Source organism: Clostridium sp. CM036 (assembly GCF_055081135.1).
Map to the genome: position 1 here is coordinate 3,589,585 of NZ_CM143652.1, position 18,531 is coordinate 3,608,115.

Here is an 18,531-nt window from a genome sequence, read left to right on the forward strand (position 1 = left end):
TCTTAAAGGTTGTAAAATATAAAAGATAAGCAGAAGGAGATTTATTAAAAAAGTCAGATAAACTGGACAGGTTATGTCTATAATGTGAAGCTGGAAAATGAACATTTAATTGATGAGTGTTGGGAAAAAGAAGAATGGTGATACGTCGAAATAATACTAAGTTATATTAGATAAGAAAGGAGAAAATATGGATAGAACAGATATCCCAATATTGATTCAAATGGCTTATATGCTATTCATTACTATATTATCACTTGTTAAACAAAGAAAATTAATCATACAATCCAAGCACAGTAAAATTTTTAGTATTGTAATGCTTCTTATCGGTGCAATCTTAGGAAGTTTAATGATTTATAAAAGACAAAAATCTTTTGAGGTGTTACTTGGATTAGGTTTATTTATTGAATTTTACCTTATCTCAAAATTAAGACAAGGTATTTATGAGAACGGTTTTTTGGCATGTACCAATTCTAGTACGGCATGGAGTCAAGTAAAAAGAGTGGAAATTTACAATAAAACACATGAAGTGAAAATTATGTATTACAATAATGCTGGCCCCAACGACTTAGCTTTTGAAAAGAAAAGTCTTAATTCAATTTTATATATTCTAAGAGAACATTTAGATAATGGATTCATTAAGATCATTAATAAGATATAAAGCTAATGAGTATTATCTTAGGTAAATTACCTATAAAGTTAAGACATATCATTCTTATAATCTGAATTAAGGTAAACTCAAAATTTGGGGATTCTCTTAAAGGTTGTAAAACATAAAAGATAAGCAGAAGGATGTGCTAGCGAACCTGAGGCAGGATGTCGAGTGTGGTCACATAATAATTAATAATTGTTATGTATCTAAGAGAACTACCCAGAGGCAGAGAATTTTATATTCGCAAAACACTGATTTTTAGGCGCAAAAAAAGTATATATTACGTATAATGCATTGAAGCAAGCTTTAGAACTTCTTATTTTATTTTTAATTAAGATGCGTTTCGAAAAACATATGTTTGAGCGACAGCGAGTTTATGTTTTCTAGCAGATTAATTAAAAATAAAATTAGTAGTTCTTAGTCAAGTGAATGCATTAATCGTATTGCAATACGCGTAATATATACTTTTTTTCTCTTTATTTTGAAGTTAAATAACCTTCTTTCATTAAAAGTTCAGCAGAAAGCACTGCGCCACCGGCTGCACCACGTAAAGTGTTATGAGATAGGCAAACAAATTTATAGTCAAACAATTTATCTTCCCTAAGTCTTCCAAGTGATATGCCCATTCCTTTTTCAATATCTCTATCTAGTCTAGCTTGAGGTCTATCATTTTCCTCAAAATAAGTTAGGAATTGCTCTGGGGCATTTGGTAGTTCTAAAAGCTGTGGTTTGCCTTCGTAACTTGCCCAATGCTTTAAAATAGTTTCTTTTGATGGTTTATTTTCAAAAGAAACAAAAACTGCAGCTAAGTGACCATCTGCCACAGGAACACGAATGCATTGAGTTGAAATTATAGGTTCCGCAGCATTAACTATCTTATTATTCTCCATATGGCCCCAAATTTTTAGGGGTTCCTGCTCGCTCTTTTCTTCTTCTCCACCTATATAGGGTATAACGTTGTCAATGATTTCCGGCCAGTCTGAAAATATTTTTCCAGAACCTGATATAGCCTGATAGGTGCAAACTAATATTTTTGTGGGTTTATATTCCATAAGGGCGCTTATAGCAGGAACATAACTTTGAATTGAGCAGTTGGGTTTCGCAACAATAAAGCCTCTTTTAGTGCCTAAACGCTTACGTTGTGCGTTAATTAGTTCAAAATGGTCAGCATTTATTTCTGGAATAACCATTGGAACATCAGGTGTACCTCGGTGTGCAGAGTTATTTGAAACTACAGGAGTTTCAGCCTTTGCATATTTCTCTTCAATTTCTCTTATTTCATTAGCGTTCATATTAACAGCACAGAAGACAAAATCTACCTCGCTGCTTATTACATCTACTTCATTTATATTTTTAATTACAATATTTTTAACGCTTTCAGGCATAGGTACGTCTAGTTTCCATCTGTTATTTACTGCGTCATAATAAGTTTTACCCACAGAGTTCTCACTAGCAGCAATAACAGCTATTTCAAAATAAGGGTGATTTTCAAGTAGTGTAACAAGACGTTGACCAACAAATCCAGTTCCACCTAATAATCCAACTTTTAATTTTTTATACATTGTATTAATACCTCCGATTCTAATGATATACATTTGTAGAAAAATATAAATATTACACTTAAATATATTAATATCCATGTTATACAGGGAATAGTATGATAAACATAAAATCATATATACTACTATTATATATATTGCTATTATAAATAATTATAATGTTAAAAAGTATATACTTCAAGCAATTTATTATATAGAATGGAAAGAAACGATAAATTTATATCTTGACAATGAAGTCATAAGTTATATAATTTTCTTTAGAAGAAGTCTAATAGAAATGGGGAATAAAGTTGGCTAAAAATGAGAAAAATAAAATAAAGCTCTATGGGTTTAACAACTTAACAAAATCATTAAGTTTTAACATTTATGATATTTGCTATACAAAAACAGAAGAGGATCGCAAAAGATATATAGAGTATATTGATGAACAATACAACGCTGAGAGGTTAACAAAAATTCTTACCGACGTTACTGAGACGATAGGCGCAAGTGTGCTAAATATTGCAAAGCAGAACTATGATCCCCAAGGAGCAAGCGTAACATTACTTATTTCAGAGGAAGAAATTCCATTATATGTGGTGGATCCTACCTGTAATAGAGGAATTTTAACTCCGATTCGTGAGAATATCGTGGGACATTTAGATAAAAGTCATGTAACAGTACATACTTATCCTGAAAGCCATCCTCAAAATGATATAAGCACTTTTAGAGTAGATATAGATGTAGCCACTTGTGGTACTATTTCGCCATTAAAAGCTCTAAATTACTTAATAGATAGTTTTGATTCGGATATTATTACTATTGATTATAGAGTTCGCGGCTTCACTAGAGATATGGATGGTCAAAAACATTTTATAGATCATGAAATTAATTCTATACAAGATTATATTTCAAAAGAAACTATAAATAAATACAACTTAATTGATATGAATATATATCAATCTAATATATTTCATACTAAAATGATATTAAACGATTTTGAGCTTGATAATTATTTATTTGAGATTAAACAAGAAGATTTAAATGAAGATGAAAAATGTGATATTATACAAAAATTAAAAAAGGAAATGGGCGAAATATTTTATGGTATGGATATTTCTAATGAGTAAATTTCTATGAAATTTTATCTAAGGCACATTAAAATGAATAATTATTCATTTTAATGTGCCTTAATAATTATGAGCTTTATCATAAAGCATGATTATAGAGTTATAGATTTTTAGCTATCTGTAATAAAAACTGATACAGAAAATAATTGTAAATATTTAACAGAATATTGGCGGGTAATATAGTTATAAATGTAACACTTATTCCCAAAAAAATTTTATTGATATAAAAAAAATGTAATTATCTTTAAATATTTATATATTTTTATTATGAAACTTAAAACAGTGTAATAATATTCTAATCCTAAAAGAAACTTTAGTAAACTTGTAGATAAATAATTATTATAAGGAGCAAAATCCACCAATATTTTCCCTATTATTATGATACAATTATAAAAACATTATAAAAATATTATTATAAATATTCAAATAAATGCAGTTAAATAAGGCTTTGCTTTCGTTTTAATAAATTTTAGAATTCAAAATTTATTATATACAATTACTAAATTATAATTTTTATATGTTTAAAGTGGAGGGTATATTCCTAATTTTTAAAGCGAAATTGTGGATGAGCCTCTTGGGGATGGCAAGCCATCAAATATTTTTCTTTGATTAGTTGTTTTGAAAATCCCTAAAGATTCTATGTACCTTGTAGATAAATTTTATGAAACGTATTTGTTCTCATTAATGTATGCATTTTCTAAAGATTTTTTTTTGTGTTTTTACATGATGAGGTAATTAGGTGTAAAAATGTGTAAAAATCTTTATTAAGTAAGATGTTAGCTTTAGTAAAAGTTAGTATTGTAGCTCCGCAGGAGATGATTTAATTAGTAAAGGTTTAGAAAGGAGAGAACTAGCATGATAAAAAAAGAAATGATAGCTATGATATTGGCAGGAGGCCAAGGGTCAAGACTAAAACAATTAACTAAAATCACAGCAAAGCCTGCGGTTCCATTTGGAGGAAAGTATAGAATTATAGATTTTTCTTTAAGTAATTGTTCTAATTCGGATATAGACACTGTAGGAGTTCTTACTCAATACCAACCTTTGGCTTTAAACTCTCATATAGGTATAGGCGCACCTTGGGATTTAGATAGGAAAAACGGAGGGGTGAGTCTACTTCCACCTTACCAAAGTCAAGATGGTGGAAATTGGTATAATGGCACAGCAGATGCTATATATCAAAACACAAATTACATCGATAGCTTCGAACCAGAGTATGTTCTTATTTTATCAGGAGACCATATTTATAAAATGGATTATTCCAAAATGTTAGATTATCACAAAGAAAAAGGCGCAGATGTTACCATTGCAGTATTAGAAGTAACGAAGGCCGAGGCAAGTAGATTTGGAATAATGAACACACGAGAGGATCACAGCATCTTTGAATTTGATGAAAAACCAGAAGAGCCTAAAAGCAATTTAGCATCTATGGGAGTTTATATTTTTAAATGGTCTGTTCTTAAACAGCTTTTAAAAGATGATAACCTTGATAAAAATTCCAGTAACGATTTTGGTAAGAATATAATACCAAAAATGTTGATAAATAATCAAAAATTATATGCATATCCATTCAAAGGGTATTGGAGAGATGTTGGTACTATTGAAAGTTTATGGGAAGCTAATATGGATTTGCTATCTGACGATAACGAACTCGATATACATGATAATCAATGGAAAATATATACAGTGAACCCTATGATGCCACCACAATATATCGGACCTAGCGCAAGCATTGACAATGCAATGCTCAATGAGGGATGTACTGTTTTTGGAGAAATAAGCAATTGTGTGCTTTTTCATGGAGTACATGTAGGAAAAAACACTAAAATAACTAATTCCGTAATTCTACCTAATACTAAAATAGGCAATAATGTGGTAATAGATAAAGCTATTATAGGAAGTAATGTTACCGTAAGACGTAATGTGCATATTGGCAATGGAGAAGACATTATTGTTATAGAACAAGGAAGAGAAATTAAGGTTGATTCAAAGAAAGTAACTAAATTATAAAACTTGCGAGGTGAGAGCATGCTTAAAAATTATATAGGAATATTAATGTTAAATGAGCAAGAAGATAATATTAAAAGTCTTACAAAATCGAGACCTATAGCGTCGATTCCTATAGGTGGGAGATATAGAATTATTGATTTTGTGCTTTCGAATATGATTAATTCGGGTATTCATAATATAGGTATGTTTACTAACACAAAATCGAGGTCCTTAGTGGATCATTTAGGTTCAGGGAAACCATGGGATTTAGATAGAAAAATAAATGGACTATTTTTGTTTAATCTTACCTCAGAAACATCACAATTAAAAGATATAGATGCAATAAGTGAAAACATGGAATATATTTATAGAACTAAGCAAGAGTATGTAATAATATCTTCTTCTTATATGTTATGTAACATGGATTACAATGAGGCTGCTAAGTATCACGAAGAATCCGGTAGCGATATAACGGTAGTATACAAAAAAACAAATAATGGGAAGACGCATTATGTAAGTTGTAGCACTTTATATATTGATGAAGAAAATAAAGTTTTGAACATTGGAAAAAACATAGGAGCAGAGGACGAACTAAATATATCAATGGAAATGTATATAATGAAAAAAAGCACTCTTATAGCTATTGTAAACAAGTGCATTCAGACTGGATATCATAATTCGATGAAAGAAGTTATTTGTAGTGAAATTACTGAACTTAATGTAAATGCATATGAGTTTAAAGGATACCTCCAATGTGTAAATTCTGTAAAAAATTATTATAAAACTAGTATGGATATGCTAAATGGTAAAGTAACCAAGGAATTATTCTTTAACAAAGGGTTAATCTATACAAAGAGTAAAGATGAAGCTCCTACTAAATACTTTAATGGATCAAAGGTTAGTAATGCTTTGATTTCCAATGGATGTATTTTAAAAGGAAGTATAGAGAAAAGTATAATTTCAAGAAGGGTGACGGTACACGAAGGGGCAGAAATCAAAAATTGTATAATATTTCAGAATTGCGAAATTAAAAAAGGTTGTAAACTGACTAATGTTATAATTGATAAAAATACAATTATAAGTGAAAATACAGTACTAAATGGGGATGAAGATTTTCCGGTGGTTATTGAAAAAAAATTTCGGCCATAACAATTTTAAAAAATAAGGTATATGAAAATAAATAACAAGTATACTTACTTGTTCAGCTTGTTTACAAAATAACAAGTATACTTACTTGTTATTTATTTTCATATATTTAATGGGGGGTTTAGTATGAAAGTATTATTTGTGGCTTCTGAAGCATATCCTTTTATAAAAACTGGAGGCCTTGGGGATGTTGCATATGCACTGCCTAAAGCTTTAAGAAAGCTCGGCATTGACGCAAGAGTAATTATACCTAAATATAGTAAAATTCCTTTGTCATTTAAAAATTGCATGGAAACTATAGCTAGTTTTAAGGTTAAAGTTGGTTGGAGAGATAAGTATTGTGGACTACAACATTTGACTTATGATGAGGTGCCTTATTATTTTGTAGATAATGAAGATTATTTTAAAAGGCCTGAGATATATGGATATTATGATGATGGAGAGAGATTCTCTTACTTTTCAAAAGCAATCTTAGAATCTATAAAATACATGGGGGATTTCGTGCCAGATATAATTCATTGTAATGATTGGCACTCTGGAATAGTACCAGCTTTACTTAAAGAAAATTATAGTGAAGATGAGCGATATAATGAAATAAAAAGTGTATTCACTATACACAATTTGAAATATCAAGGAGTATTCAACAAAGAGATACTAGGTGATTTAATAGATTTAGATTGGAAATATTTTAATGATGAAGCATTAAAATTTTATGACAATGTATCATTTATGAAGGGCGGGATTGTTTTCTCAGATGCAGTAACTACTGTAAGCAACACTTATGCAAGAGAAATACAAACTCCTTTTTATGGGGAATCGCTAGATGGATTATTAGCCTCAAAGGCTGAAAATATATATGGCATAGTAAATGGTATAGATTATGATCTCTATGATCCTAGGGTGGATAAAAAAATATTTTGCAATTATGATGAAAAAAGTATAAAACAGAAAGTGAAAAACAAATTAAAGCTACAAGAAAAACTAGGGTTTACCGTAGATGAAGAAATGCCAATGATAGGAATTACCACTAGACTAGTGAAACAAAAAGGCTTAGATTTAATTGTGGATAAACTCCAGGAATTGCTTATTCTTCCAATACAGATAGTACTGCTTGGTAATGGTGAAGGATATTATGAAGATATATTTCAATACTTTGCGTCTATTTACCCAAGTAGGATATCGACAAATATTATTTTCGATGAGGAGCTAGCACAGCAAATATACGCTGCTTCAGATATGTTTTTGATGCCATCTTTATTTGAACCTTGTGGCATAGGCCAGCTTATAGCCTTGAAATATGGAAGTATTCCAATTGTCAGGGAAACTGGAGGGCTCAAAGACACCGTTATCCCTTATAATAAATATACTAGTATTGGTAATGGTTTTTCTTTTGAAAATTATAGTAGTCAAGAATTGTTAGATGCTATAAAGAGGGCTCTGGATTTATACAAAGACAAAGAGTCTTGGAATAAATTAGTTCAAAATGCCATGATTTCAAACAATAGTTGGGAAAATTCGGCTGAAAACTATATGGAATTATATACTAATCTGAAAAGTAAATTTTAAAATTGCTAGGTGGTGAATATTATAGTAATAGATAAAGAAATATTTAAATTGGACTATGTAGAGAAACTACAAACAATGTTTGCAGAAGATGAAATTGATGCATCGCCTCTGCATCAATATTATGCTTTAGGTGCACTAGTAAAAGACTATTGCTCTAAACCATGGATAGAAAGTAATAAAGCGTATGGAAAAAATAGAGGAAAACAAGTGTATTATTTTTCTATGGAATTTTTAATTGGTAGATTACTAGATAGTAATCTAGTTAATCTAGGTATAAAGGATATTTGTGAGGATGCTCTTAATGATTTAGGAATTAGTTTAAAAAAGATAGAGGATATAGAATCGGATGCGGGGCTCGGTAATGGTGGGCTTGGAAGATTGGCAGCATGTTTCTTAGATTCTATGGCATCTACGCAGATACCGGGTCATGGTTGCGGCATAAGGTATAAATATGGATTATTCAAACAGAAAATAGAAAATGGTTATCAAGTAGAAGTTCCTGATAATTGGTTAAGAAATGGTAATTCGTGGGAAATAAGAAAAGAAAGCAAGTCTGTAGAAGTAAGATTTGGTGGAGATGTACATTTAAATAAAGAGAATGGATTAACAAGAGTTAGCCATGAAAATTATGAGTGTGTAAGGGCGGTACCATACGACACTCCAATAAAAGGATATGAGAATAATACTGTAAATACATTAAGGCTTTGGAGCGCAGAAACTATGGAGGAAGATTTTGATTTTTCATCCTTTAGTCAAGGAAATTATGCAAAAGCTGGTGAAAACAAATATTCAGCGGAGGCTATTTCACAAATTTTATATCCAGATGATAGCTATGAAAAGGGTAAATTACTAAGGCTTAAGCAAGAGTATTTTTTTGTGAGTGCTGGATTACAAAGTATTTTAAGAAATTATAAAAAGAAGAAACTTTCATTTAGTGAGTTTCATAAACACGTGGCGGTGCAGATAAATGATACCCATCCGGCTGTAGCTGTGGCTGAACTAATGAGGCTATTAATTGATGAGGAGGGTTTATCTTGGGACGCTGCAATGGATATTACAACGCGAACTATGGCATATACTAACCATACAATTATGGCAGAGGCACTAGAAAAATGGCCTGTAGATATGTTTAAAAAATTACTTCCACGTATTTATATGATTGTAGAAGAAATAAACAGGCGTTTTTGTAATGAAGTGTATCATAGGTACAATGGAGATTGGAATAAAGTCAATAAAATGTCTATTATTTATGATGGATATATAAGGATGGCGTATCTCGCTATTGTAGGAAGCCATTCTGTTAATGGAGTTGCAAAATTGCATACAGAATTATTAAAGCATCAAGAATTGGCTGATTTTTATGAGTTCTTCCCAGAAAAATTTAACAACCAAACTAATGGCATAACTCATAGAAGATGGCTATTAAATTCTAATCAAAAGCTCGCAGAACTTATAACGGAAACTATAGGTTATGGGTGGGTAAAGTCTCCAAATGAGCTCCATAAATTAATGGATTATTCAAAGGATACCGCTTTTCAAGAAAAAACACATAGCATAAAAACGAATAATAAAATAAAATTTTCAAACTATATATTAACCAACTATGGAACTGAAATTGATCCGAATTCCATATTTGACGTTCAGGTAAAAAGACTGCATTCCTATAAAAGACAAACTTTAAATGTATTCCATATAATGCATTTATATAACCAGCTTCTTGAAAACCCTAATTTAGATATGGTTCCAAGAACTTTTATATTTGGTGCGAAAGCTTCTCCAAGTTATTATATAGCAAAACAAACTATTAAACTTATTAATACAATAGCCTCTAAGATAAATAATGATCCTATAGCGCGCGGTAAAATAAAGATAGTATTCCTTGAAAATTATGGTGTGTCATTAGCTGAGAAAATTATTCCTTGTGCTGATGTTAGTGAACAGATTTCTACTGCATCTAAGGAGGCTTCTGGAACTGGTAACATGAAATTTATGATGAATGGGGCTATAACACTAGCAACCTTAGACGGGGCAAACGTAGAAATATTTGAAGCAGTCGGAAAAGAAAATATTATATTATTTGGACTAACATCAGAAGAAGTAATAGAATATTACAAGAATAAAAGTTATAACTCTTATGATATATATAATAGCGATCAAAGAGTAAATACTATAGTGAATCAATTGGTAAATGGATTTTTAGAAACTCCTAAAATGGAATTTATGAGCATATATGATAGTTTACTATTACACAATGATGAGTATTTTGTGCTTAAAGATTTTGATGCTTATGTAAAGGCACATAGAGAAATTGACAGGTTATATAGACAAAAGTCCATTTGGCAACAAATGGCCATTACAAATATTGCTAAGTCGGGTATCTTTTCAAGTGATAACACTGTAGAGAAATATGCAAAAGAAATTTGGGGAATTCCTGCGGTTAATATTAAATTATAATTGTATAAAAATGCTGTACTAGATTATTATCTAGTACAGCATTTTTTTAAATACATATTGATTTAACGAAAAAAATGTTGTAGTATTGATATACAACTATAAATACGAACAATTAATAAAAAACAAAACTTAATATTCGCAAACTCATATAAGCTTAGAAATATGGACTAAGCGTTTCTACCAAGTAGCCGTAAAATACTTGACTATGGGTGTTTTAATAAAAATAGTTAAATTATTCTAAAATGAATTTTTTTATTATAAACTCCCTAGCTAACGCGTTAAGCCGTTAATAGAGGAGTTTTTTGTTTTGCAATGAATCGTATGTCGAAAATATAGTTAATAAAGGAGAAGATTATGGAAATATTAAAGGATAAAATATTAACGCAAGGGTCAGTAATAGGTAGTGGAATTTTAAAGGTTGATAGTTTTTTGAATCATCAAATTGATATAGTGCTATTAAATGAAATTGGAAAAGAATTTAAAAAAAGGTTTGCACAACATGAAATCACAAAAATATTAACAGTTGAAGCATCAGGTATAGGAATAGCATGTATTGTGGCACAATACTTTGGTAACATTCCTGTAGTTTTTGCAAAAAAACATGAAGCCACTAATTTGGATAGCAATACATATGAAGCTGATGTGTTTTCTTTTACAAAAAATAAGAATTATAAAATTAGAACTAGTAAAAAATATATAAAAAAAGAAGATAAGATTTTAATAATTGATGACTTTTTAGCTAATGGGAATGCTGCATTAGGACTTATAAAAATTGTACGTCAGGCTGAAGCCGAAGTGGTTGGAGTGGGAATTGTAATCGAAAAAGCATTTCAAAATGGAAGAATATGCATAGAAAAGGAGGGTGTTAAAGTAGAATCATTAGCCATAATAAAATCTTTACAAGATAACAAGATAGTTTTTAGCTAAGACTTATTATTTATTATAGGGGAGGAATTAACAATGAAGAAAAAATTAGGAAGTTTATTAATAGTACTTACATTAGTTATGCCTTTAATGATTGCAGGATGTGGCACTGATAAGAAAACTGAGACAAAAGGTACGCAAAAAAAGGAAATAAACGTAGGGTTTATATATGTAGGACCTGTAGGTGACGAAGGCTGGACTTACTCTCATGATGTTGCAAGAAAAGAGATTGAAAAACAGCTAGCTGTAAAAACTTTGTATAAAGAATCAGTAAAAGAGGATTTAGCAGAAGTTGAAAAAGTATGTGAAGAAATGATTAATCAAGGAGCTAACGTTATTGTAGGAACAAGTTTTGGATTTATGGATGGAATGGAAGCATCAGCTGCGAAACATCCTGAAGTTAAATATCTACATGCATCTGGGTACAAAACTTCAGAAAATATGTCAAACTATTTTGGACGTATCTATCAAGCAAGGTATCTTTCAGGGATAGTTGCTGGGATGAAGACTAAAACTAATAAAATAGGATATGCAGCAGCACACCCAATTCCAGAAGTAATAAGAGGAATAAATGCTTTTGCTCTAGGGGTACAATCAGTGAATCCGAAAGCTGTAGTAAAAGTAAAATGGACTAATACTTGGTATGACCCAGCTAGAGAAAAAGAAGCAGGAAAGGCACTTATTGCAGAAGGTGTAGACGTAATTACCCAGCATCAAGATACTGCAGGGCCATTACAAGCTGCAGAAGAAGCAGGAATATCCGCTATTGGATATAATACAGATATGAAAGCTAAAGCACCTAAAGCATATATGACATCGCCAGTTTGGAATTGGACACCATATTATGTTGAGCAAATAAAAGCTATTAAAGCCGGTACGTGGAAATCAGGAAGTTATTGGAAAGGTTTAGAATCTGGAGTAGTGAGTCTTGCGCCGCTCACAGAAAATGCACCAACTGGAGCAAAAGAGGCTGTAGAAAAGGCTAAAACAGAGATTCTTTCAGGTGAAAACAAAATATTTGTAGGACCTTTAAAGGACCAAACGGGAACTACTAAAATTGAAAAAGGTAAAGTCATGACAGATGAGGAATTACTACAATTTAATTGGTTTGTTAAAGGCGTAGAAGGAAAAATAGAGAAATAATATATGATTTTAAAATATGGAGGAGATGATTTAATATGAATGAAATCCCTTATGTATCTATAGAGAATATTAGTAAGACCTTCGGAAAGGTAATAGCTAATAAGAATATGAATTTAACGGTGCATGGTGGGGAAATTCATGCGCTACTAGGTGAAAATGGGGCAGGTAAAAGCACTCTCATGAATATGCTATCAGGGGTATATACTCCTGATAGTGGCTCTATTTTTATTCATGGGAAAAATATGAATTTTACTTCTCCAAAGGATGCTATTAAAGCTGGTATAGGAATGATTTATCAGCATTTTAAATTAGTTGAGGAAATGACTGCGAAGCAAAATATATTACTGGGTCAAAATAGAGGCTTATTTTTTAATGACAAGTTAGAAATTAAAAAGATTAATGATATATGTGAAAAATTTCATTTAGAGATGGATGTAAACAAATATGTTTGTGATATGGCAGTAGGAGAGAGGCAAAATCTTGAAATACTTAAAGTACTTTATAGAGGTGCTGATGTCTTGGTATTAGATGAACCTACTACGGTATTTACTCAACGTGAAACTGAAAAATTATTTAAAATAATGAGAAAGATGAAAGAACAAGGCTGTGCAATTATATTTATAAGTCATAAAATGGATGAAGTAATGGAGATCTGTGACAAAATTACTGTATTAAGAAAAGGTGAAGCTATAAAAACAGTTGAAAAAGAAAATACCACTCCAAAGCAATTAACAGAACTTATGATGGGTCGCAAAGCGGATTTATCTATAAATAAGGTAAATAAAGAGCCAGGAGATATAATGCTTAAGGTAAAGGACTTGAAAGTGTTAAATGCTGAAAAGGCAGAGATAATTAAAAATATTAGTTTCAGCCTAAGAAGTTCTGAAATTCTTGGCGTGGCTGGAATTGCTGGAAGTGGCCAAAGGGAATTATGTGAGGCCATTGCAGGAATTGAGAAGGTAGCAAGTGGTGAAATAGTTCTTGAGGGGGAGAATCTAGTAGGGAAATCTCCTAGAGATATTATTAATAAAGGCATAAGTATGAGCTTTATACCAGAAGATAGATTAGGAATGGGACTTGTTGCTTCTATGGGAATGGTGGATAACCTTTTGCTAAAGGATTACCACACGCAAAAGGGGATATTTATAGATAGAAAACCAGTCGTAATTAAAGCAAAAAAAATGGTTGAGAAATTTGAAATTAAGACACCGGACATACATCATCCCATAAAATATTTATCAGGTGGGAATATTCAAAAAATATTAGTTGGAAGAGAATTAAGTATGTATCCGAAGATTCTTGTTATGGCATATGCGGTAAGGGGCTTGGATATTAATACGTGTTATACGATTTACGACCTAATAAGTCAAGAGAAGGAAAAAGGAACGGCAGTATTATTCATTGGAGAAGATTTGGATGTGTTAATTAAGTTGTGCGATAGGATTATGGTGCTTTGTGATGGTGAGGTTACTGGCATTGTTGATGCGAAAAAAGCTTCAAGAGAAGAAATTGGTATGATGATGGTGGGAAATACTGCCCAGATGGAGGAGAATTAGATGATGAAGATTGTTAAAAGAGCTGAAACTCGCAAAACTGATAATTTTAAAATTAGAAGCATTGCAATCCTCCTATCATTATTGGTACTAGGTATGTTTTTGTTAGTAATTAAACTTAATCCAATAGACGTATATGCGTCTCTTATAAAGGGAAGCTTTGGCTCGAGTTATAGTATTAAGCAAACACTTATTAAGGCAATACTACTGATTGTAGCTTCTCTTGGAATATCGATAGCCTTCAAGATGCAATTTTGGAATATTGGTGGAGAAGGACAAATAGTAATGGGAGCCTTTGCTGCTACTTTTTTTGCATTGAAATTTCCCTATATGGATAAATTACCATTGTTATTAATAATGTTTTGTGCAGGTATTTTAGGCGGAGGGTTATGGGCATTAATTGCAGCCTTACTTAAGGGGAAATGGAATACTAATGAAACGATTGTAACATTAATGCTAAATTACATAGCCTTAAAGTTTATTACATACCTACAATATGGACCTTGGAAGGATAAGAGAGCAATGGGTTTCCCTAAAATACCTAACTTATCGCCAAATGCAACGCTTCCAGATGTTTTTGGTATACATATGGGATGGATAATCGCAATTATACTTGTGATTATAGTGTATATTTTCATGAAATATACTAAGAAGGGTTATGAAATTTCGGTGCTTGGAGAAAGTGAAAAAACAGCATTGTATGCAGGCATTAAAATTAGAAAAACCATGTACATAGCTATATTTTTAAGTGGAGCACTCTGTGGAATTGCAGGTGTAATTCAAGTATCAGCTGTAAGTAGGACACTGTCTGCACAAGTTGCAGGTGGGGCAGGATTTACAGCTATAATTATAGCTTGGCTTTCAGGATTAAGTGCACCCATTATAGTAATAGTATCTATACTATTTGCGGCTCTATTACAAGGAGCGTCATTTATTCAAACAGCATTTGGAATACCTGAAGCGGCTGCACAATTAATACAAGCAATTATACTGTTTTTTGTATTAGGCAGTGAATTCTTCATTAAATATAAAATAAATTTTAACTATCAAGGCATATTAAAGGAGGAAAATAGAAATGAATAGTATAACAACATTTTTAGCCGCTGCGGTTGTAGCAGGTACACCTCTACTTTTTGCCACATTAGGTGAATTATTAACTGAAAAGGTAGGTAACCTTAATTTAGGTGTAGAAGGCATGATGCTTATGGGATCTGTCATTGGATTTATGGCAGGCTTAAGTACGGGAAATCCTGTTATAGCAATGATAGCTGCAGCGATTTCAGGAGCCTTTGGAGCGTTAATTTATGCGTTTTTAACTATAACACTTCGGGCAAATCAAGTTGTATGTGGTCTTACGCTAACTATATTTGGAACAGGGTTCTCAAGTATGATAGGTAAAAAATTGATTGGGCAAGTTACCCCAGATAAGGTTAAATCATTTTTCGTACCTAAAAGAATTCCATTAATTGGAGATATACCTTTTATAGGAGATATATTTTTTAATCAAGATGTGTTTGTATATTTGGGATATATTATAACTTTGCTTTTGTTTATATATTTATATAAAACTACTAAGGGCTTAAACACCATGGCAGTTGGCGAAAATCCTGCAGCTGCCGATGCAGCTAGTATAAACGTTAATTTGTATAAATATGTGAATACATTAGTAGGCGGAGCTCTTTGTGGTCTTGGAGGAGCATATCTATCTCTTGTTTATGTTCCAGCATGGCAGGAGAATGTAACATCTGGCAGAGGATGGATAGCAGTGGCCTTAGTAATTTTTGCAACTTGGAGACCTCATAGAGCGATTATAGGAGCATACCTTTTTGGAGGGCTTGACATAGTAGGTTTTAGACTTCAAGGATTACCTAATTTTTCAGTATCTCAATATCTTATTGATTTGCTACCATATTTAGTTACAATAATTATTTTAGTAATAGTATCAATGAAAAAATCTAGTGAAAACTCACCACCGGCTGGACTCGGAAACCCCTATTTTAGAGAAGAAAGATAGTTAATTTCTCGAATTTTTTTACATGATACATAATAGGGGACATTTAATAATTATTCAAATGCAAATAGTTGTTAACTGTCCCCAATTATTTTATGTTTTGTGTATAATAATAGTATGATATATAATAGGAATGGTGACAAAATGAAATATGCAGTTATTACATTTACAGAAAAGGGAGATCAAATAGCTAATATTTTAGCTTCAAGCCTTAACATTGATTTGTATTCAAAGAAAAAGCAAAGTGATTTTAATTTTAAGGAAGTTAGTAGAAATGTAATGGAAAACTATAGAGGTGTAATATTTATAAGTTCTACAGGTATTGCAGTTAGAGCTATAGCGCCATACATAAAAAGTAAGGATGTGGACCCTGCAGTATTAGTTATAGATAATTCTTGTAATTATGTTATAAGTCTTTTAAGCGGTCATTTAGGAGGCGCAAATGAGCTTACATTAAAGGTTAGTAAGCTTCTCGAATCACAAGCGATAATAACTACTGCTACAGATAATTTAGGTATTTATGCTCCAGATATGATAGCAAAAGATAATGGACTTATAATTGAAGATTTGAAAAAAGCAAAAGAAATAGCGGCTCTTTTAGTAGAGGGAAGAAAAATTGGATTTTTTGATGAAAGAGGGATAGTACAAACGCCCGTTGGATATAGTAGTAATTTAGAGGACATTAGTGGGTTACTATACATTTGCAGCTCAGAGAGTACTGATAATCATTTAAAGGGACATATAGTGCCTACGCTTAAATTAATAAGAAGAAATATCGTACTAGGGATAGGATGTAGAAAAGATTTTTCAACCCAGAAAATGAAACAAACTGTATTAAGGGTTCTTAAAGAATATAATATAGATATTAGGTCTATAAAGTCTATAACGACGATTTTGATAAAAAAAGATGAGGTTGCAATAAATGCGCTAGTAGATTATTTTAAATGCCAACTTAAAATATTTACGGCAGAAGATATAAAGCAAGTACAACATAAATTTTACGGTAGTGATTTCGTTGAAAAAACTATTGGAGTTAGAGCTGTTTGTGAGCCTTGTGTAGAACTTAGTGGTGCAAGGATTATAAAAAATAAGATGAAATTAGATGGTATGACGTTATGTATAGGTGAAGTATGATATAATAAAGAAGATATTTTTAGTAACAATTATGCAATAAGAGGAGTGTATTTATATGACAACAGATAATAAAGAAGAAGTTATAATGAAAGATATGACAACAGATGGTAATGAGGAAGTTATCATGAAAGATATGACAGTAGATAGTAGTGAAGAAATTACAATGAAAGATGCGATGGATAATACTGATGACGTGCTTTTAGCTAAAAAAAGTGAAGATAGCGTTAAAGTTTGGGAAAAATTACAGGAAATCGTAGATGAGAATAAAACGTTAGAAGTAACAGTTAGTGACATAGTAAAAGGCGGAGCTACGGCTTATATTGATGGAGTTAGAGCATTTATACCTGCGTCACAAATCTCAGATTCATATATAGAAAACCTAGAAGACTTTAAAGGCAAAACTTTAGAAGTTAAAATAATAGAACTTGATAAAGAAAATAAAAACATAGTTCTATCAAGAAGAGTAATAGAAAAAGAAGAGAATGAAGGTAAAAAAGATATAATTTGGAATGAACTCAAAAAGGGCGATAAGAGAAAAGGTGTTATAACTAGACTTGCTAAATTTGGTGCTTTTGTAGATTTAGGCGGCATTGATGGTCTTATTCACGTTTCACAATTATCATGGAAAAGAGTTCAAGATCCAGCAGAGGTAGTGTCAGTTGGAGATGAAGTTGAAGTTACTATTTTAGATTTTGATAAAGAAAAAGGAAGAATATCTTTAGGACTTAAATCAGAAGCAGGAAACCCATGGAAGAATATAGTAAGCAACTACAAGCCTGGTGCTATAGTAGAAGGAACTGTTGTAAAATTAATGGATTTCGGTGCTTTTGTACAACTTGAATCAGGAGTAGAAGGACTAGTTCATTTATCAGAAATATCAGAAGAACGTATAGCAAAAGTTTCTGACGTATTAAAAGTTGGAGAAGTTGTAAAAGTTAAAATCGGTGAAATAAACGAAAAAGATAGAAGAATAAGCCTAAGTATTAGAGAAGCAGCAAGAGGAAATGAAGATTTTTCACAATATAAGCAAGAAGAAGAAGCTGGATTAACTTTAGCTGATATATTAGGAGATAAATTCAAAAACTTTAAATTTGAATAAATTTGTAAGTAAAAATAATTAATAATAGTTTTACTTAATAGAGCTACAAGAAGCATAGATTTTTAAAAAAGTCTATGCTGAATTAAGAAGATGATTTCTGTATTGTAAACAGGAGTCATCTTTTTTAGGTTCCATTGATATCTAAATTTAATATCTACTTTTAATAGATTTTTTTAGAAGCGTATGGTAATATAT

The 18,531-nt window shown here is 31.3% G+C and carries 14 protein-coding genes and 1 riboswitch; of the genes, 13 read left to right on the plus strand and 1 reads right to left on the minus strand.

What is annotated here, in order from left to right:
• Positions 1 to 187 precede the first annotated feature (187 nt).
• Positions 188 to 658, plus strand: coding sequence for a hypothetical protein (locus tag ACWJKE_RS17050; protein WP_220286066.1), 471 nt, complete (start codon positions 188 to 190; stop codon positions 656 to 658).
• A gap of 467 nt (positions 659 to 1,125) precedes the next feature.
• On the opposite strand, the gene asd is transcribed toward ACWJKE_RS17050, so the two are convergent.
• Positions 1,126 to 2,211 (minus strand): aspartate-semialdehyde dehydrogenase, encoded by a 1,086-nt coding sequence (gene asd / locus ACWJKE_RS17055; protein ID WP_216301945.1) that lies wholly within the window; start codon positions 2,209 to 2,211, stop codon positions 1,126 to 1,128.
• Positions 2,212 to 2,498: 287 nt separating this feature from the next.
• Between asd and speD the strand changes: the two genes are divergently transcribed.
• From speD to rpsA, 12 genes are all read left to right on the plus strand, one after another.
• Positions 2,499 to 3,317, plus strand: coding sequence for an adenosylmethionine decarboxylase (gene speD, locus ACWJKE_RS17060; RefSeq protein WP_216301946.1), 819 nt, complete (start codon positions 2,499 to 2,501; stop codon positions 3,315 to 3,317).
• 855 nt (positions 3,318 to 4,172) lie between these two features.
• Positions 4,173 to 5,327, plus strand: a complete 1,155-nt coding sequence (locus tag ACWJKE_RS17065; RefSeq protein ID WP_216301947.1) for a glucose-1-phosphate adenylyltransferase — start codon at positions 4,173 to 4,175, stop codon at positions 5,325 to 5,327.
• 18 nt (positions 5,328 to 5,345) lie between these two features.
• Complete coding sequence (glgD, locus tag ACWJKE_RS17070) at positions 5,346 to 6,455, plus strand: glucose-1-phosphate adenylyltransferase subunit GlgD (RefSeq protein WP_216301948.1); 1,110 nt, start codon at positions 5,346 to 5,348, stop codon at positions 6,453 to 6,455.
• A gap of 123 nt (positions 6,456 to 6,578) precedes the next feature.
• Complete coding sequence (gene glgA, locus ACWJKE_RS17075) at positions 6,579 to 8,018, plus strand: glycogen synthase GlgA (protein WP_220286065.1); 1,440 nt, start codon at positions 6,579 to 6,581, stop codon at positions 8,016 to 8,018.
• Positions 8,019 to 8,039: 21 nt separating this feature from the next.
• Positions 8,040 to 10,472, plus strand: a complete 2,433-nt coding sequence (locus ACWJKE_RS17080; protein ID WP_216302037.1) for a glycogen/starch/alpha-glucan phosphorylase — start codon at positions 8,040 to 8,042, stop codon at positions 10,470 to 10,472.
• A gap of 124 nt (positions 10,473 to 10,596) precedes the next feature.
• Positions 10,597 to 10,698, plus strand: a riboswitch (purine riboswitch).
• Positions 10,699 to 10,826: 128 nt separating this feature from the next.
• On the plus strand, positions 10,827 to 11,399 hold the full coding sequence (locus ACWJKE_RS17085; RefSeq protein ID WP_165411646.1) for a xanthine phosphoribosyltransferase: 573 nt from the start codon (positions 10,827 to 10,829) through the stop codon (positions 11,397 to 11,399).
• Between the two features lie 33 nt (positions 11,400 to 11,432).
• Positions 11,433 to 12,539: a BMP family ABC transporter substrate-binding protein gene (locus ACWJKE_RS17090; protein ID WP_462952807.1), complete on the plus strand. Its 1,107-nt coding sequence runs from the start codon at positions 11,433 to 11,435 to the stop codon at positions 12,537 to 12,539.
• A gap of 35 nt (positions 12,540 to 12,574) precedes the next feature.
• Positions 12,575 to 14,095, plus strand: a complete 1,521-nt coding sequence (locus ACWJKE_RS17095; RefSeq protein ID WP_220286063.1) for an ABC transporter ATP-binding protein — start codon at positions 12,575 to 12,577, stop codon at positions 14,093 to 14,095.
• Complete coding sequence (locus ACWJKE_RS17100; RefSeq protein WP_220286062.1) at positions 14,096 to 15,175, plus strand: ABC transporter permease; 1,080 nt, start codon at positions 14,096 to 14,098, stop codon at positions 15,173 to 15,175.
• Positions 15,168 to 16,106, plus strand: coding sequence for an ABC transporter permease (locus tag ACWJKE_RS17105; RefSeq protein ID WP_220286061.1), 939 nt, complete (start codon positions 15,168 to 15,170; stop codon positions 16,104 to 16,106). The genes ACWJKE_RS17100 and ACWJKE_RS17105 overlap by 8 nt, the downstream gene beginning before the upstream one ends.
• A 99-nt stretch (positions 16,107 to 16,205) precedes the next feature.
• Positions 16,206 to 17,237: a cobalt-precorrin 5A hydrolase gene (cbiG, locus tag ACWJKE_RS17110; protein WP_309550651.1), complete on the plus strand. Its 1,032-nt coding sequence runs from the start codon at positions 16,206 to 16,208 to the stop codon at positions 17,235 to 17,237.
• 55 nt (positions 17,238 to 17,292) lie between these two features.
• Positions 17,293 to 18,336 (plus strand): 30S ribosomal protein S1, encoded by a 1,044-nt coding sequence (gene rpsA, locus ACWJKE_RS17115; RefSeq protein WP_220286060.1) that lies wholly within the window; start codon positions 17,293 to 17,295, stop codon positions 18,334 to 18,336.
• The last annotated feature ends 195 nt before the right edge of the window (positions 18,337 to 18,531 follow it).